The sequence below is a fragment of the Infirmifilum tikiterense genome (assembly GCF_054696565.1).
Genome location: NZ_CP182482.1, coordinates 674,708 through 693,426, shown reverse-complemented (window position 1 = coordinate 693,426; position 18,719 = coordinate 674,708). Strand labels below are relative to the sequence as shown.

General features: G+C 61.3%; 15 protein-coding genes. 5 read left to right on the top strand and 10 right to left on the bottom strand.

The window, feature by feature from the left end:
- Positions 1 to 27 precede the first annotated feature (27 nt).
- The 7 genes from ACNO7C_RS03800 to ACNO7C_RS03770 all read right to left on the bottom strand — a co-directional run bounded on the left by ACNO7C_RS03800 (position 28) and on the right by ACNO7C_RS03770 (position 8,661).
- A complete protein-coding gene (locus ACNO7C_RS03800) occupies positions 28 to 252 on the bottom strand; it encodes a hypothetical protein (protein WP_460025651.1) in 225 nt (74 codons plus the stop codon).
- A 182-nt stretch (positions 253 to 434) separates the two neighbouring features.
- Entirely contained in the window at positions 435 to 4,748 is a 4,314-nt protein-coding gene (locus ACNO7C_RS03795) for a hypothetical protein (RefSeq protein ID WP_460025650.1), read from the bottom strand.
- 148 nt (positions 4,749 to 4,896) lie between these two features.
- Positions 4,897 to 7,113, bottom strand: coding sequence for a DUF7577 domain-containing protein (locus ACNO7C_RS03790; protein WP_460025649.1), 2,217 nt, complete (start codon positions 7,111 to 7,113; stop codon positions 4,897 to 4,899).
- 390 nt (positions 7,114 to 7,503) lie between these two features.
- Positions 7,504 to 7,686 (bottom strand): hypothetical protein, encoded by a 183-nt coding sequence (locus ACNO7C_RS03785; RefSeq protein ID WP_460025648.1) that lies wholly within the window; start codon positions 7,684 to 7,686, stop codon positions 7,504 to 7,506.
- Positions 7,687 to 7,721: 35 nt separating this feature from the next.
- Complete coding sequence (locus ACNO7C_RS03780; protein WP_460025647.1) at positions 7,722 to 8,054, bottom strand: hypothetical protein; 333 nt, start codon at positions 8,052 to 8,054, stop codon at positions 7,722 to 7,724.
- A gap of 178 nt (positions 8,055 to 8,232) precedes the next feature.
- Positions 8,233 to 8,370: a hypothetical protein gene (locus ACNO7C_RS03775; RefSeq protein WP_460025646.1), complete on the bottom strand. Its 138-nt coding sequence runs from the start codon at positions 8,368 to 8,370 to the stop codon at positions 8,233 to 8,235.
- 129 nt (positions 8,371 to 8,499) lie between these two features.
- Positions 8,500 to 8,661, bottom strand: a complete 162-nt coding sequence (locus tag ACNO7C_RS03770) for a hypothetical protein (protein ID WP_460025645.1) — start codon at positions 8,659 to 8,661, stop codon at positions 8,500 to 8,502.
- A gap of 814 nt (positions 8,662 to 9,475) precedes the next feature.
- Here ACNO7C_RS03770 and ACNO7C_RS03765 point away from each other — a divergent pair.
- Positions 9,476 to 9,721 carry a hypothetical protein gene (locus ACNO7C_RS03765; RefSeq protein ID WP_460025644.1) on the top strand — a complete coding sequence of 82 codons (246 nt, stop codon included), beginning with the start codon at positions 9,476 to 9,478 and terminating at the stop codon, positions 9,719 to 9,721.
- 119 nt (positions 9,722 to 9,840) lie between these two features.
- Here the strand turns inward: ACNO7C_RS03765 and ACNO7C_RS03760 are convergent, their stop codons facing one another.
- A complete protein-coding gene (locus ACNO7C_RS03760) occupies positions 9,841 to 9,969 on the bottom strand; it encodes a hypothetical protein (RefSeq protein WP_460025643.1) in 129 nt (42 codons plus the stop codon).
- An 80-nt stretch (positions 9,970 to 10,049) separates the two neighbouring features.
- Positions 10,050 to 10,340 carry a winged helix DNA-binding protein gene (locus tag ACNO7C_RS03755; protein WP_460025642.1) on the bottom strand — a complete coding sequence of 97 codons (291 nt, stop codon included), beginning with the start codon at positions 10,338 to 10,340 and terminating at the stop codon, positions 10,050 to 10,052.
- Positions 10,341 to 10,447: 107 nt separating this feature from the next.
- On the opposite strand from ACNO7C_RS03755, the gene ACNO7C_RS03750 reads away from it, so the two are divergent.
- From ACNO7C_RS03750 to tgtA, 4 genes are all read left to right on the top strand, one after another.
- The gene (locus ACNO7C_RS03750; protein WP_460025641.1) at positions 10,448 to 11,350 is read left to right on the top strand and encodes a ParB/RepB/Spo0J family partition protein; all 903 of its coding nucleotides are present in this window, start codon (positions 10,448 to 10,450) and stop codon (positions 11,348 to 11,350) included.
- Positions 11,351 to 11,821: 471 nt separating this feature from the next.
- Positions 11,822 to 13,627: an ATP-binding protein gene (locus tag ACNO7C_RS03745; protein WP_460025640.1), complete on the top strand. Its 1,806-nt coding sequence runs from the start codon at positions 11,822 to 11,824 to the stop codon at positions 13,625 to 13,627.
- Positions 13,628 to 14,679: 1,052 nt separating this feature from the next.
- Positions 14,680 to 16,086, top strand: a complete 1,407-nt coding sequence (locus tag ACNO7C_RS03740; protein ID WP_460025639.1) for a transposase family protein — start codon at positions 14,680 to 14,682, stop codon at positions 16,084 to 16,086.
- Positions 16,087 to 16,279: 193 nt separating this feature from the next.
- Positions 16,280 to 17,968, top strand: a complete 1,689-nt coding sequence (tgtA, locus tag ACNO7C_RS03735; RefSeq protein WP_460025638.1) for a tRNA guanosine(15) transglycosylase TgtA — start codon at positions 16,280 to 16,282, stop codon at positions 17,966 to 17,968.
- On the opposite strand, the gene ACNO7C_RS03730 is transcribed toward tgtA, so the two are convergent.
- Complete coding sequence (locus ACNO7C_RS03730; RefSeq protein ID WP_460025637.1) at positions 17,934 to 18,671, bottom strand: proteasome assembly chaperone family protein; 738 nt, start codon at positions 18,669 to 18,671, stop codon at positions 17,934 to 17,936. The two genes, tgtA and ACNO7C_RS03730, sit on opposite strands and share 35 nt — an antisense overlap.
- Positions 18,672 to 18,719: the final 48 nt, after the last annotated feature.

The window sequence follows — 18,719 nt, the reverse complement described above, 5'->3', positions numbered from 1 at the left end:
GCGCGGAGGCTCCCGGGCGGCCTCGCGCTACCCTGGGCTGAGCTTCTCCCGCTTCAGCCCCAGCTCGCCTGCAGGGGTCTTGAGCCTGGCCTCCACGCTGCCCCTCACCTCCCCGAGCTCCCTCTCAACCTCACCCCTCACAAGCTCGAAGAGCCCGAGCCTGTCCCTTTCCCACGCTTCAAGCACCTCACCTAGGCTCAGATGGAGGGGCCTGAACACGTCGCCCACGTACAGAAAAGCGCGACCGGGCATGAGGGAATAGCGTGATTCAGGCACTTAAACCTGACCCGCGACCGGGACCCGCACTCCCGCCTGAGTCCGAGGTTGAACACAGTCAAGCCTACAGCCCCTCAGTGCCGGGGAGCGCTTCAAACGGCGCACGCTCTGCCAGCCCGCGAGCACCACCACGAGGAGTGGGCTACGCCGCTGAGCCGCTACACCAGTAAGTAGAACAGCCTGACCAGCGCCTCCCTGAACCCCTCACCGCAACCGCCCTCCAGTGATTTCGCTAGATCAGCCCACAGCCTCGCAGTAAGAGCGAAGCCCCTCACCCTCATCTCCTCCTGCCAGTACTCGGCGAGCGCCTTAGCTAGACCAGCTCTCCCCTCCAGGCAGGCATGGCGCACTACCTCGACGAAGGTTGCTCTACTATTTGTCAGAGCGGCTATCGCTTCGAGAACGTCTAGCGCCGAAAGCCCCTCTAGGTGGGGCTCAAGCTCGCGAACCTGCTCGCCAAGTCTGGGTAGCTTCTTGAGCCGCTGTAGCAGCAGGTTCACGTCGCCTTTCCAAGCTACCTCCAAGATGTCCGCGAAGACCTCGTGTTCCTGAGGCTCTAAGCTGTACCAAGCCTCTTCCTCCCAAATTTCTTCGTATAGGACGAAGAGCGCGGCTGCCAGGGGGTCTGGGGCGCTGTACGCGAGGGCTCTGCGCCTGTACTCCTCGAACTCCTCTCTCACTTCCTTCACGTCTTCTCTCACCTCCTCAGCGCCGAAGGCCAGCAAGAGGGCTAAAAGCGCGGCACGGAACTCTGGATCTCGGATGCGGAAGCCGTATTCCCGGTACTGTTCGAGCGCCTCCCGGGTCATGCCCTCCAGGAGGAAAGACGCCGCGTACTCCGCGGTGGTCCCTTCAACAATATCTTCGGAGATGTTGATGAATCCCTCACCCTGCGCGAGCTCCCAGCTCTCCCTGATCTCCCCGATGACGTCCTCCCTCTTTAGGCCGGCCAGCAGCATCGCCCTGGCGCGGAGCGAGCGCGAAAGCGCAAGCTCTGAGGGCCCTAGCTTCTCAGTGATTACGTGAAGCTCCTCCGCGAGCCTCAGCGCCTCCTCAGCGTCGACCATCAGCTCGATGAGAGCCCTCACGTAAAGCACAGTAAGCTTCAAATCCGCCAGCCACAACTTGGCGGCCTCCTCCCGCTCCACGAAGGGGGCCCTGACCTTCAATAACGGCTCCAAGCTATCCGCGAGCTCTTTCCCGTCGAGCCGCTCCAGTTGCTCGAGGGCTCTGCGCGCCTCCTCAGCCCACTTTAGCGCCATCCCGGGGTCTATTGTCCTGAGAGCATTCGCCAGCCTCGCTCCCAGCAGGGCCCTCGCGTGGAGGCCCACTACGTCCTCCTTCAGCCCGTTCAGGAAGGCTTCAACCCTCCCAGCCCACTTCCCGAGCCACTCATCTTGTGCACTTCGTGCAAGGTAGTCTGCTTCCTCGTAAAGCGTGCGCGTGAGCGGGTCGAGCCTCTCCAAGCTACCAGCCCCCCGCTCCACGGTCTGCAGGAGGTCGGAGGCCAGCCAAGCTTCCCACCTCGACGCGCTGTACGCTACGCTTACTGCCTCGAGCCACAAACCCTCCCTCATAAGCTTCCCCACAAGCCCCTGGGGGGCTTTCGGAATGCGAGCCAAGTAAGGGATCACCAACAACGACAGCGGTATTATTCTGAGCGCAAATCCTGTAGCGAGAACTGCCTCGTCTAAGCACCCCTCAGGCTCCCCCTCTGAGATCGCCAGTGCGCCGAGAGCCGCTAACAACGAGGTGAGTCTGTACCCCTTTTCCTCCTCGGCTTGCTGGTGAACGCTCTTCAGGACCTCGCAGGGGTCTACGGCGAGCCTGAAGGCGGGGGCAGCCTCAACCAGGAACCGCCTGGCTGATGGTGGCATCTCGCCCCTGACGGTGAACCATCCTTTAAGACCCTCGGGGAAGCCAGCCTCCTCTAAGAGGGGTTTCACCGGGAGAAGTGTGTGGGCTAGACCCACTAGGGCTACGAAGTGGTAGCTGTTTTCCTCCGCAAGCTTTCTGAGCTTCGGATCGCTAGCCAGTGCCTTGAAGAGCACCCCGATGGGGTCTTTCTCTCTGCACTCGCCGTCGAAGCTCGCACTCCCTAGCGCCTCCCTAACCAGCTTCACTCCCCCCTCCATCCCTCTCGCTGTCTCTAAGACCCCTTTGCCGACCAGTCCCTTCTCCGCGAGCTCTTGGAGCCTCCCGGAGAGCTTGCCACGGGCTATACGCCAGATCACGTCCTCGACGATGTCCTCCTTAGGCTGGGAGAGCCACTCCCTGATGAACTCCTTCTCCTTTTCTGTTAAATGCTCGAGCGGGTTCTCGAGGCAGTTGACCACGTAGCCCCCGTCTCCTCTTTCTTCCAGGACTGGGAAGCGCTCCAGCCACTTCGGCGGTAGCGGGTCCAGCTCTGCGCGGGCTATGAAGGGCACAGCCATCTTCTGGAAGAGGTCGAGGTTGCCCCTGAACACGGCCTTGTAGATGAAGAGGGCTATGAACGCCATGGCGCTCCCGGCCCCCGTCCCGAGCGCCTCCCGAACAGCCTCCCAGTCGCACCCCCCTGCCTCGCGAAGCCACTCGCCAGCGTACCTAGCCACGAGCGTGTAGCCGCCCTCATATTTTACAGTAATCTCCCCAGCGATGCTCTCGTACACGTTTTCGCCGCAAGCCCCCCTGCTGTAGGCGCGGACTATGTCGGCTAGGAAATCCTCCTGCCTGAGATCGACCCTGAGCACGTAGGCCCCCTCGAGCTCGTCCTTCACATGCTCGTAGAGGTCTTCGGGTAGCACGACCACCACGGGCACCCTACCACCCTGCGCCCTGTGGAGTCCCGCCAGCTCGCCCACGGTGGGGCCCACGTCTGGGCGCGGCGAGGCCTTGCGCTTCGGCTCGTAGAAGAGCGGCGCCGAGGGGTCGTAGAGCACCGCCAGCCTCCAGGGCGAGTTGTCCGCAACTCTGGCCAGGCTATCGGCCACCTCAGCCGCACTCTCCTCGTCGAGCGTCTTCGCCCTGTACACTCTCCAGTGGCCGCTCTGGAGGAGCTTTGCGAGCGCGTACCTGGCCAGCACCGACTTGCCAACGCCCCTAGGCCCCGTGACCACCACGAGCTCCCCGAGCTCCAGCGCCTCGAGCAGCTTGCCTGCGTGCTCCACGAACCGACCGGAGGTGACGAGGGTGTACTCTTTCCCAACCCAGAATTTCCCCCGCTCGAGGTCGAAGCCCAGATCCCCCGGCTCCTGATACACCCTAGTTAGGGCTCGGAGAGGCCTGAGCTGATCCTCGATCCTGCCGACCCTTTTCTCGAGCTTCTTGATCCTCCCTTCGAGCTGTCCCAGCCTGTCCTCGAGCTTCTCTTCAAGGATTTCTATCCTCTGCTCGAAGAGCTCTCTGAGCCTCTGCTCGAGTGCCTCGAGGTCGTCTTTGACCTCCTCCCTGAGCTTCTTGAGATCGTCCTCGGTGGCTACCTCCTGCGTGGCCAGCTTGCGGAGGTTCTCGACGAGCTTGTGGAACTCTTCGAGGCTCAGGCCCCACCGGCTGGCAACCTCGTCCGCCACCCCCTCGAGCCTCTCGTCGCCCACGAACTCGCTGGCGATGATGGCTGCCTGGATGAGCTCCGCCAAGCGCTTGACGTGCTCCCTCTCCGGCCTGCCGCCGCCTGCGCCGATCAGCTCCCTAGCGATCTCGAGGAGGAGCTTCGGGGGGAAGCTGTAGCCAACTGCCTGGGCCACGACCGCGGGCAATCCCAGCGGCGATGCCAGCGCTACAAGCGCGGAGGCTACCGCCGCGCCGCCAGCAACGGCGTAGAGCTCCTCGGCCAGCCTCTCCCCCAGCGAGGAAAGCGCCCTCCTGCCCGCATTTACCAGCGCGCCCCTCAGGCCTAGGCGGCCGGGGCTCAGCGCCCTCAATGCCTCGGCGCCCCTCCTCAGCCTCTCCCACTCCCCTGTCCTGTGGTACTGGAGTAGCTTGAGCGAGACGCCCTTGCCGCCGCCCTCAGGCTTAGCGTTGAAGGCCTTGAACGCCGCGCTGCAGTCTACCTCCGCCTCCCCGGGCGGCTTAAAGCCACTCCTCTTCAACTCCTCTTCGTGGACCCCGGGCGTGAAGACTAAGGCGACCTTATCCTCCTCGAGCCTCTCGCTTAGCGAGCGATAAGCTCTGATCGCCTCTATGGTGCTCTCCGGGACCACGATCACCCTCGCGGGGCTTAACTTTTCGATGTACTCGGCGAGAGTCTTGCCGCCTACGAGCGGCTCTGCGCCCTCAAACCTCAGGAGCTCGGCGCGGCCCTCCCCCTGTAGCTCCTCAAGGCCCGGGAGCTTGTAGCTCACGACCCTCGACTCCGGAACCCTCCTGGCTACCTCTAGGCGGGAGGAGCCGGGCCCCGCGAGGACAACCACACCCCTGCCTTTCTTGAATATCTCTTCAACTCTCTTGGCGGCCTGCTCCACCAGATCCTCGTAGCTGTGCTCGAGGCTCAAGAACGCTCTAAGAAGTGGCGCCTCGAATGCTATATAAATTTGTCTTTGTAAGCTAAACCCGAGCCTCAGCCGCTGCAGTGCAACTCCGCGTGCTCCCTTGGAAGCGGGGAGCGGCTCGCCCCTCTGGCTCCACCGCTACGCCGTGTCGCTATAGCCTCGCCCCGCACTTCCAGCAGTACTTTGCCTCCGGCTCCACGGGTGCCCCGCACTTCGGGCATGTGCGGAGTGTTGGGTGCTCTGCCTGTTGCGCTGGCTTTAGCTCTCTGAGCCTCTCCCTCTCACGCTCGTACTCCTCCCTGAGCCTCCTGTATGCCTCCTCGCTCACCCTCCCCTCGCGGCGTAGCTCCTCGAGCCTAGCTAGGTAGCCCTCCACCCGTGCAAGCTCCCCAGCGGCAACCCGACCTGCCCCGCCTGCTTTTGCCTCTCCTCCGCCCGCTCCCACCTCCCTCTCGGCTTTCCTCATCGATTTAAGCACGACCGCTATCACAAGGAGCGCAAGCACTACAAGTATAGCGGCTAGGAGCAGCAGGTTCACCTCCACCCTATATGTTGAGATGGCCTGCACTGGCCCGTCTACGGTGAAGCTCCTGCCGAGGCTGTTGCCGCTGGGGTCGATGTAGCCCTCAAACCTCCTAACGAGCAGGCCTCCCAGCTCAGGTATATCTTGCCTCGGCGGGACCACGTGGCCCGGCTCATAGTAGCCGCAGGCGCTGTCGATGCAGACCCTGTACTCTGGGGGCCCGAACCTCGCCTCAAGGACCAGGGGTCCAGAGACGCTGAACGAGAAGCTCGGAGCCGCGGGCACGCTGAAATTTCCCTTCCTGACCTCCCAGCCCTCAAACCTGCACCTGACACTCCCATCGGAGGCGTAGTAGTAGCCGTCCTTGAGGCCCTCCAATCCCACCCTCGCCTCATCACCCCTCCTATACCAGCCCGAGCCGAGTGCCGGGGCTAGGCTGCTCAAAACCGCCACGTAGAACTTCGCTGCGGTGTAGCGGAAGACGGCTTTTCCGCCCGGGCTCACAGTTAATGTGTCGTTCACGGCCTCGTAGACCGTGTCGTTCACTCCCACATCCGGCTGCCCAACCCTAACAGTCACCCTCATATCGCTGACGTTGAGCACCATGCTCCCTCCCCCCTGAAGGTAGCCGTAGAGGACCCCGTTCACGTAAACAGGGACGCTGCAGGACGGCGGCAAGCCCTCTACTGCAACCGTCACGGGAGGTAAGGGCTTAACCGCAATAGAGTAAACCACCCACCAATTCTCTTTATTAAGCACAAAATAATCATCTCCAGCGAAGTAGATGTTTCTGCCGTCGAAGCATGGCTTTCCACTACTAAGCGCAATACCTGCAGATGCATTAGCAGATCTGCCTAGAACGTACTCTCCTACTGCGTTCAGTTGACTGTCTAAAACATGGAAAGCATGCCTTTCATAGTTATTTAAAGATTTTAAGTCAAATGTATATATAAATCCATTGGCATAAATAATTTTAATTCCGCTAATACCCCACTCTTTATTTACTCTAAGAGCGTTGCCACTCTTATCGAACTTTGCAATTCCCCGCCATCCCTCTACATACGCATTTCCGGCGTTGTCGAAGCATACGCCAAGGAGTAACTCAAGGTAGTACTCGTGGTCCTCGGGGTAGTCTATCCTCCTCAGTTCCCTTAGTTCTCTGTCAAGGATGATGATTAAAGAGTGAAATTTATTACTGGTGTCATTGTAGAATCCCACTGCCCACAGCTCGTCGGTCACTGGGTTAACGCCCACATCCCATATCTCTCCCTTTCTCCAGCCTCCAGCGTAGAGCTCCTTAGATTTGACGAGCTCCAGGCTCTTAGTTCTCTTCTCAATGTACCATATCTCCTCGTTATTACCGTCTCCGTTGATGTCTTCATAAGCATAACCGCCGGAATACAAGTACTCACCATCGTAGGTGATAGAATGGCGTAAAGCAGGGGGGATTCCGGTTCTGTTCAGAAGATTAAGGCTTTTGTCGAACTTTAAAATAACACCACCCCTTTCCCAGCCATCTATTGGATAAAGAACATCTCCTACTACATAAAGGGCATCTCCTACCGAAACGCAGCTAGTGAAAAAGCCATAGTAATTGCCCACCCACTTCCTTACAACCTCACCAGTGCTCCTGTCGAGTAGCACTAAGGCTGGATAAATATCCGCTGCTCCAACTACAGCAAGATAGTCGCCGAAGATGCATGTGCCTGAGACAAAGTCCCTGCCTCCGGAGAGCTTTACGTACTTCACCCAGTTGACGGATGCAAGGTTGTAGGGCTGTGCTACAGCCCCGGCCGCGAGTAGTAGGGTCGTCAGAAGAGCTAGGGGTAGAGCGCGAACCCTCATCACGTATACGGCTGAAAGGAGGGCTATAAATCTTCGGTGAAGCGCCGGGCCACCGGGTCAGGCGGCCCGGATTAGAGGAAGCGCCGGTAACCGTAGCGCCACCCCCTCAACTCCCCAGCATCCCCTTGCTCTGTCAGATGCGCGGGGGGCTCGGGCAACGATGCCTAGGCTGTGCGTGTCATCGCATAGCGAGCGTCAGGCTTGCACCCCACTCCCGCTCGGCATCATGGAATTGAGAGCCGCGTGGGCTGGTCAGGCGCGGAGCCGGAGCTGCCTCCGATAAAGCATGACGGTGGCGATGTGGCTGCATATCCTCGCCTTCCTCACGTAGCCGTAAGCCCTGAAGAAGCAGTCGCAACGGTACCTCCCCTCGTGGACCCACACGTTGTACTAGGGGTAGGTGTCCCCCAGCTCGGGCAGACCCTTGACGAGCCAGTGCTCCGCGCCAACCCTCTCCACCCTCCCAGCGAGGAGCCTGTACACGGCGCGGTAGAACCACTCAGCCGGCTTATCGGGGAATGAGGTTTGCAGCTCGCCCAGCGCGTCGAGCAGATCACCATGCTCCTCAATCATTCTATCGCTGCAGCGGCCATAGAGGGCACACCTCATCAGCGCCCAGGCCAGCCTGCTCTCCTCCCTTTCACCCTCAAGCGAGAGCACCCACAGCGCTTTCTCCGTGAGGGAGACAGTGATGCCGGCGGGTGCGGGCTCCTCCTCAGGAATCCGTAGTCCAGCAGCCTCAGGTAGTCGCCCAGCTCCAGCTCCGCCGCCCGGAGCCACTCCAGAACAACCCTCTCCTTCGCTGCCCCGGTCTGGAACTCCTTTAAGAAACCCCTAACGAGTGCGTGCTTGGTCGGGAAGGCCAGCTTCAATAAATCCTCGCACCTCTGCCGCCACACAACAAGCCCAGGCTTCCTGCTGGGCGCGAATGGGGCCTCCACCACGGCCTGGTCGTAGTCGAAGTAGCGCTACATCACCAGCACGCCGTCCCACCCCCTCGGCAACCAAGCGAGGGCGCGGCGCCTATTGAGCCAAAAGGAGTCGAAGGAGAAAGGTGGTGGCGAGTGGTAGGCCAGCGTCAAGTCGTAAAGCTGCGCCAGGGGGTGGAACAGCTGCGGCTCAGCCCCCCTCAGCCTCCACTAATACTTTCTTCCCGGGCTCCAGCGAGGCTATCGCAGGTAGCGCCAAAGCGGGGTGCGGCAGGAACATAACCCTCCCCAGCCCGGCCTCCTGGCAGAAGCCAGCAATGTATAGCAACTCCCTTCCAAGTCCGCGGCGCCAGCGCCGCCGCCAGCGGCACCGTGCCCTCCCCCCTTTCCACCAGAAAAGACTCGAGTAGCCAGGCCTCCTCCGCTCCTAGTACTCCAGCAGCCCTCAGGGACCTAGCTAGGAGCGCCGCGCCCGCACCCTGAGCCTGATGAACAGCGGGTCTAGGCTCGACGCGGGGGATTGCAGGAGGACGTGGTCGAACTCCTCTGTGCCCGGCGATGAGCCCTTGCTCTGATTTGAACTATTTCTAAAACAGTACATAACCGTTTCTAACTGCACCAGCCCCGCGCCTCTTCTCCCCTGAGGCTTCGAGAAACCTTGGAGATTCCTGTTGACCTCATCATCCGCGCCAGAGGGGAAAGGCTAAGTCACCTTTCAATTATTTCACATTCTCCCCCTCCTAAAAAGTTTTTCGCCCGCTACGCCCTGCTCGGCTGCGAGCGCGCTGGCCGTGAGGTTCCCGGCGTCTCACAGCTTGTGAATTCTCCGCCGTTCTCCGCCGGCACGCGGGGGCTGAGTGGCTGGTAGGTTTCCGTGGCTCTCACAGTGTGTGACGCCTCCGCCTGAGAGGCACCTGAAGCGGCTTGCTCCGCTGGGCCTCACGGTGTGTGAGCTACTGATCGCGGTAGCCGCTGCGGATGGGGGCTCGGGGTCTCACGTTGTGTGAGGCTCCCGTGCCCCGCGGGGGGTGAGTGCATTGTTTCCGAGCGCGCGGTGTGAGCCTTTCAGGGAGCCCGGAGCTTAGCGTGGCGTGCCCGCTCAGAGCCTCAATTCCTGTGAGGGCTCCTCTCGGGAGCCGAGCGTTCTGTGGGCGAGGGGCTACCGGCTGGGCCAACTACCGCTACGAGACCCGGCGCGCTTGGATACACAGACCGACGCTTGAGTCCTTAGGCCACGTCAAGCTGCACCTAAGGCGCGCCGGGGAGGCGGGCGGCGCCGCCTGGCTCCGCGCGAGAGCAGGCGGTATCGCCTGATATCAGGAGAAATCAAGAGGTATCACAGGCTGATATCATTTGATATCAGCAGGTATCAGGCGATACCGGCAGATATCAAATGATATCACCTGATATCACGCGAAATCACCTGATATCATGTGATATCAGGCGAAATCAAGAGATACCGGGTGATGCCGCGCGGCGCCAGGGGGCTTGGCGCGGGCAAGGCCTCCCAGGGGGAGGTGAGGAGGGTCGCGGAGCTCGCCGAGAGGCTCACCACTTACAGTAAAGATGCCGCCCTACCCGGGGCGGAGCTCTACCTCATCCTGGAGAACCACGCGGTTCAACATAGCCTACCGGTCATGGACAAGGTTCTACACTACATAGCGGAGAAGCTGGGATAACCCAAGGGCAGCGGTAGCGCTAGGCTGGCTACAGGGGCCCTGCGCCTCGCTTTTCAGGCCGCGCAGCCCGGGCCCGTTTCCCTGAGGCACGCTGGGCTCGCCCTCCTGCGCCTCTGACTCTACCCCGCGAGCGTGGAGCGCTTGAGCTCCTTCACCGCGCTCCAGAGGGGCTCGTGGAGGTACGCTGCCCTCAGCTCCCCCAGGCTCACCGCGTAGCCGCCGACCACGACCAGCCTCCTGGGCTTCATCACTATTGTTGGCCCCGGGGCTTATAAGGCGGCTAGCCGCTTAAAAATGAGACGGGGGTATCGGTGAAAGTGGAAACGCACTAAGCCTTCGGCTCCCCCCACAGCTCCCTCGCCAGCTTGTCCAGCACCTCCGCCGCCCTGCGGCCCTTCTCTGTGAGCGAGAAGACCCTGACCCTCTTCCCGAGCCTCCTCTCCGAGACCAGCTCGAGCTCCTTCAGGTCGAGGAGGATCTTCTCAGCGTACTGGGAGTTCTCCACGCCCAGAGCCCTCATGATGTCCTTCTTGATCGCCTCCCCGCCAACGTGGAGGAGGAAAAGGAGGACGATGATGTGCCTCCTGTTCAGCTCCCAGACGAAGCTGTACTCGCCCACGCTCCCTGAAACGGGGGAAACATTATTATTCGTTTCCGGTGAAATAGTGCTGTATTAATTGTTGTTAAAGCCCCAAGAATTTAAGACCTCGAGACCCCCTAGACTGTGTGAGCGTCGAGGTCGCCTACGTCCCCCTTGAGAGGCTGGACGTGAGCGAGGAGTACAACGCCCGCCGAATAGTGCCGGAGGAGGAGGTGCAGAAGCTCAAGGAGAACATCAGGCTCAACGGCCTCCTCCAGCCCCTCGTCGTGACGCCGCCCGAGGAGGGCGGGGACAAGCTCTACGTGGTCTGCGGGAGGCTGAGGCTCGAGGCCTTAAGGAGGCTCAGCAGGGAGGACCCCCAAGCGTTCCAGAGGCTCTTCCCCAGCGGCGTGCCCGTTATAGTCAGGAGGATGACTAGGAGGGAGGCGCTGATCCTCTCTCTGAGCGAGAACATCCGGAGGGGTAGTATGGGGAAGGACGAGGTCGGCGCTGCGGTGGCGGAGCTGGAGGAGCGGTTCGGGCTGAGCAGGGAGGAGGTTCAGAGGCGCCTCCAGATGGCTGGCCACGAGCTCGAGGTGATCATGCGCGTCTACAGGGCTCTGCGGAGGCCCGTGGCGAGCCCCGTGAAGCCTGGCAGGCCGAGGAGCGAGGAGAAAGAGAGGCCCGTCTCGAAGACCGGCAGGGTGGTGCTGCACATGGCTGTGAAGAAGCTGGCTGAGAGGGGTCTGGTGAGGGATGAGGGCGAGGCGATCAGGAGGCTGGAGGAGGTGGCCAGGGGGATGAGCGTGGGGGAGGCGAAGCAGCTGGCCCACAGGATCCGCTCAGACCCCTACCTGCTCCGCGACGAGGACAGGCTGCGCAGGGTCGTCGAGGAGATCAAGGCCACCAACTACGTCGACCGCCTCGTCTCCATACGGGCGGACCACGTCGCCAGGATAACCGCGATAGCCGAGAGGGAGGGCAAGACCTTCGACCAGGTCCTCAACGAGCTCCTCGACGCCGCCTTCGCGAAGCTTGGGTACAAGTAGCCGCTCACGGGCAGTAAATTGACCCTCAGTGGATTACAGGGCTTACTGGAGCAATAAATTGACCTAAACCTGCACTCTGTTAACCACAAAGAGTGTCCCTACCGCCGCAAGCATCGCCTCAGCGGCGCCCGCCAGCACACCGTTCCTCTAGCCGCTGCCGGTGAGCTGACCTGCCTCACTTACAGGCGCCTGAAGGCCTCTGGCAACGAGGCGTGCTCCTCGAGCGGGATGCGGCTGTCTTCGATGTAGACGGGCTTCTCGAAGCTTTACACTAGCGTGTCGGAGTGCCCTGGCTTCAGGCCACACAGATCCTCACAGGCAAGCCCACCTGCTCCTCGTAACCCCGCGCAGCGCGGAGGGGGCTTTGATCTTGCGAGGAGTGTGCACCCAGCCCCTCGGCCGTGAGCCCTCGCCTCGCCGCGGGTGTGCTGTATCGAAAACAATAATAATATCTGCTGCACTGCTATAATCGTGCGGAGGCCAGTCTGGGTTATTCTCTTAGTGCTACCTCCCACTGTAGCCTGGCTCTACGCCAGCAACCTCCTTTCAACGGCCACTAACCCGCTCATGTGGGCTTTAAGGGCGGTGTGGGGTGCTGTGGTGATGACAGGTGCCCTGGCTTTGAGCGTTGCCTTGGCAGTGTGGAGCAAGAACGATGTGACACTATTGAGGAGCGAGGATGGCGTCATCGTGGGCACCGCTGGCGTCTACGCGTTCGCGATGGCTGTTGGCTATGCGGCCTCGCCAATCCCCCTGGCGTCGCTGCCCGTTGCCGACAGGCTCGCTGTATCGGTTGCCCAGAGGGGAGCCTTCGTTGCCTGCGTCTACTTCTCACTACTCAGGCCTCCAGTGGAGAGGGCTAAAGTTGCTGCGAGGGCTCTGGAGGCCCTGGGGTTCAAGGTGATCGACACGAATGTGCCGACAATCACTGCTGGCCGGGCGATGCCCGTGGAGTACGCCGACGGCTTCGGAACAATCGTGGTGGAGAGGGACTGGAGGGGCAGGGAGAGGGCCTCGTTCTACCCCGTCACCGGCCGGGGAAAGAGGGTGTACATCATATCCCTGCCGGCGAGGCACCAGGCTGAGCCCAGAGCCGTCAGGGAGGCGGTGAACAGGCTTTTAATGCTCGCTAGGCCCCCGGCGCCCGGGGAGGGCATCGAGATAGGGGAGTACGAGGGGGGTGGGGCTTTGCTCCTGCCGTTCAACACGCACGTCGGCGTGTTCGGCATCACGGGTGCCGGGAAGAGCTCGCTGCTGGCGCTCATAGCGAGGGACCTGCCGGAGGACGTCTTGATCATCGACTTCTGGGGAGAGTACGCTGGCCTCTACGGGTTCCACGTGGCTAAGCCCGTCGACCCTGTCGTGGAGCTTTCGGCGGAGGAGGCCGCCGAGATACTGGACAACAGCGCTGAGCTGGTGTGGGGCGAGGACGGGAGGTTCACGCCCATCGTGTACAACGTGGTGGTGCAGGCCGTGCAACGGGTGGCTGAGAGGGGCGTGGAGCCCACGGCCGAGGCGCTGGTGGCCGAGCTGAGGGCCTGGAGGGCGAGGGAGTCTAGGCCGGACGTGGCGGCGGCGATCGACGCGGCCCTCAGGCGGGTAGCGCTACTGGGCGGTGGAGGCTTCAGCACGAAGCTGAGGCTCGGCCGCACAGTCCTCGACTTATCGGGCTTGAGCGACTACGCCAAGGTGGCTGTGGCTAACGCGGTCATCTACCGCCTCCTCAAGACCCGCGCCCACCGCAGGCTCACCGTCATAATCGACGAGGTCCACCGCCTGGCGCCGACGAGGGGCTACTCGAGGCCCCTCGAGAACCTGCTCCGCGAGGGCAGGGCGCTGAACATACGAGTAGTCATGGCGGACCAGACCCTCACGGCCGTGAACAGCGCGGCCGTCAGCCAGTGCGGGATGCTCATAATCTTCCAGCACAACCCCGCAGACCTGCCAGTGCTGCAGAGGATGCTCGGCAGCATGGCCAGCGTCGTGACCTCGCTCCAGCCTAGGGAGGTCTTGGTGTGGCACGGTGGGGGCTGGAGGCGCGGCGTCATACACGAGGCGCCCCGCCTAGCACCCAAGGGAGTTGCTACAATGCAGGCTAGGATCGAGGAGGTCGCGAGGATAGTGGCTCAGAGGTACAGGGTTAAAGCCGATGACATCCTCGCGCTCTACGACCTCAAGGCTAGGCCCGAGGGCCTGGAGGAGCCACTGAGGAGCGCCTACAGGGAGTTCCTCGCCAGGATAGGCGAGCCCGCTGACCCGGGAAGCCCGGAGGAGTAGAAAAGAATAAATAAAACTATTTACAATATTATTTTAAGCCTGCAGAGGGTCCTGGAGCGCCGCCGAGCGGTGAAGCGGCGGGAGGAGCCCTGCAGGCGACACAGTGCTTCCCCGAGAAAACTGGCGCCCGTAGCAGGGGGAGGAGGGGGTGCCTGCACTCTCGGGGAAAAGAGAGTGGGGCGAGAGGGGGTAGCGTAAGGCAGACCAGAGGCCCCGGGCACCTAGGCTACGCCGACCCCTTCGTGCTAGTGTTTAGGGGGGAGTGGCGGCCGGGGCCTGGGAGCCCGAGAGAAAGCCCCTTTAAAAACACCCTTTTTTACCCCACGTAACCCCACCATTCACGCTCCTCAGGGACGTGGTGGGAGCGGGGTTACGTGGGGGGCTGGGCCCCCCGTGAGGGGGGTGGCGGGCTACGTCGGTGAGGCTCCGCGCTTGTGGACGCTCCGCTCGTAGGGGCCTCCCGGCGTGGCAGCGGAGGCGTGAAGGTGCCGGCACGCGGGGCCGCGCCCCGATCGTAGGGGCCCGGCCCTGGGCCGGTAGTGCCCGCCCGCAAGCCGGCTGCCCGAGGCCTGCGCCCCGCTCCGCTCGCAGGGGCCTGGGCGCGGGCTAGGGCGGGGGGCTCTGCTCTCGGGCTACCCTACCCCGCCGCCCCCTGGCAGCCGGCCCCCTGCCCTCGGGGGTGGACGGGCCGCTAGCGCAGCGTTGGCGCCGCCGGGCCTGGGCTGGCTCGGCGGGAGGGCCGCATCAACAGCCCACGCGCCTGGGGCCGCGCGCGGCAGGCTGGGGCCGGGGTGGCCGAGTCACAGTGTGTGAGATTGTGCTCGTGACCGCTGATGCTGAGCGACGCGCCTGTGGACGCTAGCTCGCGCTGAGCTCTGCTACTGTAACGACCGCTAGCTCACATGGTGTGAGACGCTACGCCGCCGCATAGCAGCGTACACCTCTGGGGGCTGGGCTTTGGCTGCGACTCCCCCGCACCTCACGCCTCTGGGCGTGAGGGCGGATGGGGGCCGCGGCGCGAGGCCCGGCTCCCCGGTAAAAGGGGTGAGACTATGAGCGGGGAAGGTAAGGGGAGTAAAAACGGCGAGAAGCTCTTCGACGCGTACAGGGTCTGGGAAGTCAAGGCGAACAGGGAGCTGAGGTTGAGGCTCCGAAAGCTCTACTACGACATCGCCTCTGCGGTTGAGCGGGCCAGCGAGGAGCTCGAGAGGAAGCACGGCGACGCGTTCAGGAGGGAGCCGGGGAGGTTCAGAGAGGAGTTGATCGAGGGGGCCTCAAGGATTGCGGGGCTGCCGAAGGGTCTCTTCTGGTACGCCGCGGAGTGGCGCAGGATGGTCGCGGAGGCCAGGGGGAAGTCTAAGAGGCGGAGCAGGTTCACACCGCCAGCGGTGCCGCTACTCGTGAAGGTGGTCAACGGCAACGAGAGGCTTCACGGCGGCGGTAACGCTGTTGCGGTGCTTGATGCCTCCAGTGGCATGCTACGCGTCCCCAGTGCCAGCCTCACTGTGAGGCTGAGGCCCTCCCTTATCAAAGCAGTGCTCGAGGATATCCAGAGGTTCAGTGACGTGAAGCTGACTTTACAGCTCACAGCAAAGGGGAGGCTGAGGCTGGTGGCTCAGCGCAAGGTGAGGCCACCATGGTGGGACGGCGACGGCAAATTGGCCATCGTAGCGGTGGACGTGAACTCGAGCCACGGGCTCTACCTGATGGCCTTCGCATTCGACGGCGAAGTCAGGCTCATTGCTCAGCGCGTCTTCAAGCCGCCCAACACCACGTTGCTGAGGCTGCTGGCGGCGCTACTGCGTAGCTACTCCAAGGTTAAGTGCTGGAGTGAAGCCGTCGAGAGGTTCAGGGAGAGGAGGGACGTCAGGGGGCTGCAGAGAACGGGAAGGAGCCACGCGGTGGATGAGGCCTTGAGGCTCGCTGAGAGGCTCAGGGCGAAGATAAACATGACGCCGGAGCGCGCCGAGAAAGTAGCGGGGCAGGCGTCGAGGAAGGTTCGAAAACTCAACGACGACTGGATTCGCAGCGTGCTCAGGGAGATGAGGGTGCTGGTGAGAAAGCTACGGGACCAGGGCTACCTCGTCGTCATCGTCGTCGACGTGCCCCGGGCCGAGTCCCTCAGGGGCTCGCAGCTGCAGAGGACGCTGCTCAGAGTGGCGAGGAGGCTGGAGAACCTCGCTCTCTACGAGGGAGCGAAGTGGTTCGAGCCTGACAACAACGTCTCGGGCAAGTGGTGCCCACTGTGCGGGAAAGAGGGGGTGGAGGTTCAGAAGCGCTACTACCGCTGCACGGGCTGCGGCCTGGTCTACGGCAGGGACTGGGCCACAACGTTCAACGCCGCCAAGCTCTTTTTAAAGGCCTGCGATACGAAGAAGCAGCTCGAGGCGCTACAGAGCTGGCTGCAGAGCCACCCACGAGCTCTGATTCACGGCTCGCTCAGCTTCCCCAAGCGGTGAAGGAGAGGAGGAGGCCCCGGCCCCCAGTTCCCGCTACGGCGTGTAGCCGTCTGGCGGGTGCCGCGCGCGGCGCGATGAGGCGAAGAGGCGCCGAGGCTAAAGCCCCGCCGCACAGCCCCTAGCTGGCGTATATTGGCGGGGCGGGCCGAAGGCGCGGAGCCCATGAAAACCCTTAAAAGGGGCCCTCAGAAGAGTGAAGGGGGCAGATGAGCCGGGCGCGGCCGTGGTCTGGTCTGAGGTCTTTGAGATAGAAGAGATAGACCTGATGGGGCGTAAGGGTAAGCTTCACACGAGGAAAGGTGTAGTGGAGACGCCGACCCTGGCACCCGTGATTAACCCTGGGAAGCAGCTCATACCGCCTAAGGATATCGTGGAGATGGGGTTCCCACTGCTGATAACAAATGCCTACATAGTCAAGAGAAACTATGGTGAGCTAGCCAAGGAGCTTACGGTCCACGGCATACTCGGGGTGGACGGCCCGGTGTACACTGACTCGGGAGCCTACCAGCTACTTGTGTACGGAAGAGTGGACGTAGATCCCTTAGAGATCTTCACATACCAAGTTGAGATAGGCTCCGACATCGGGGTCATTCTCGACATACCTACTAGGCGCGACACGCCCTACACTCAGGCCCGCGAGGAAGTCGAGGAGACTCTTAGAAGGCTCCGAGAGGCCTCAAAGATCGACCGAAAGGGTATGCTTCTCGTTGCCCCGATACAGGGCGGTGTTCACGCCAGCCTCGTCGCGTACTCGGCGTCTCAGGCTTCACGAGAAGACGCGGACATTTTTGCCGTTGGAGGCCCCACGCAGTTCATGGAGCAATACGAGTACTCAGAGGTTGCTAAGCTTGTCATGACTGCTAGGCTCAATCTGCCTTGGAGCGCCCCGCTTCACTTATTCGGGGCAGGACACCCTATCATTATGCCGCTTGCCGTGGCCATGGGTGTTGACATCTTTGACTCAGCGTCCTACGCGCTGTACGCGCGAAACGATAGGCTCCTCACTCCAAGAGGCACGCTCAGGCTAGAGGAAGTCGACGAGCTCCCCTGCACGTGCCCTGTGTGCTCCAAATACAACGCAGAGGAGCTAAGAGAGATGCCGAAACAGGAACGTGTAAGGTTGATTGCAGAGCATAACCTCTACGTCATCCAGCTTGAACTGAAGAGAATAAGGCAAGCTATCCATGAGGGCAGGCTCTGGGAGCTCGTCGAAGAGAAGTCTCGGAGCCACCCGGCTCTTGCTGATGCCTTCAAGACGTACATCAAGTATAGCGAGTTTGTAACAAAAGTTCACCCCGTTACACGCTCCCGTGTGCAGGGCATATTCTTCTACGACAGAACCAGCAGGTACAGACCTGAGGTAGTGCGCCACATCAACAGGTTAAAGTACAGATTTAGAGGTAGAAGCGATGTACTTCTTCTGTTCGAGGAAACACCCCACAAACCCTTCACGAGGTTCGGGCTCGTAAAGGAGATTCTAAACGACAAGCCGGAGCTGTTCGCACAATGCGACATTGCCGTGCTCTCCGGCGCGTTCTCGATAATCCCGATCGAACTTGATGGTTTTTACCCGTTGTCTCAGTACGAAGCCAGCAGCATGGTGTTCGAGGAAGCTGAGGAGGAGATTAGAGAGGATGTGGTTTGGTTCATTCTGATCAACGAGTATCGGGGGCTCGTCCTAGTCTACCACTCCCTGCCGCACAGCTTCGTGTCGAAGCTCACTGCGAGGCTATCTGGTGAGAATGTGATAACGATGCCTGTCAAGTTGAAGGACTACTATTCCGCGCTTAGAGACCATGTGAGAACCTCTGAAAATGTGGAGAAGACGGTGAGAACCGTGAAGGCACTTATACGTAATAGTGTGGAGGCTCCCTCTCTTTAGCCATCTGCTTAATCTTATTCTCCAGCTCTTCTAGCTCTCGCTCCACGAGCTCACCCTCCCTTATAAGTTCCTCGACGCTCACTGCGCTGTTGAAGAGCTCGCTGTAGGCTCTTAACGCCTCAGCCGCAGCCCTTGGGTCAGGTCTATCCGGGGCGGCATAGGGGAGAATGGCTACAGCAGGTAGCTCGCGGGACTCAAATATAGATAGAATTACCGCGAGTGGACCTACTACGCCTAGGCCCTCTTCCATCAACCTGTACTTCTGCCCGAGGAACAGTTCCTTTCGAGCCTCGTAGAACGCTGTGGTGGGTGCGAGCCTTATGCTGTCGTCTTGCTTGAACCTGTTATCGAGGCCTCCGAAAAGTACAGCTTCAGTGACGCCGTTCTCGATGACCTCCTCAGCCAGTGTTCGCGTAACCAAACTAACGTCCTTGTCACTTAGTGGTACGTTCGGGAGAAAGTACAGGGTTTCCCCAGCGACGTAGAGCTCGTACGGGGTTCTTATGCCGTTTTTCACTGAGACGAACGGCTGCATGTAAGGCGAGATAACGTGCCCTACTCTTACGGTTCCAGCTTTCTCCACAAGGTGCTTTACCGCTATCCAGCCAACATGCCCTATGCCATGGAAGCCCGTTATGAGCCTAGACGCTTTGAACTCTCTGTTGAGGACTATCTGGACTCTTCCGCGAGTAGTTATTCTCATAAAGCACTAGCCACCCGGGGTATGTAGCGCCGCCACCTTAAAAAGTTG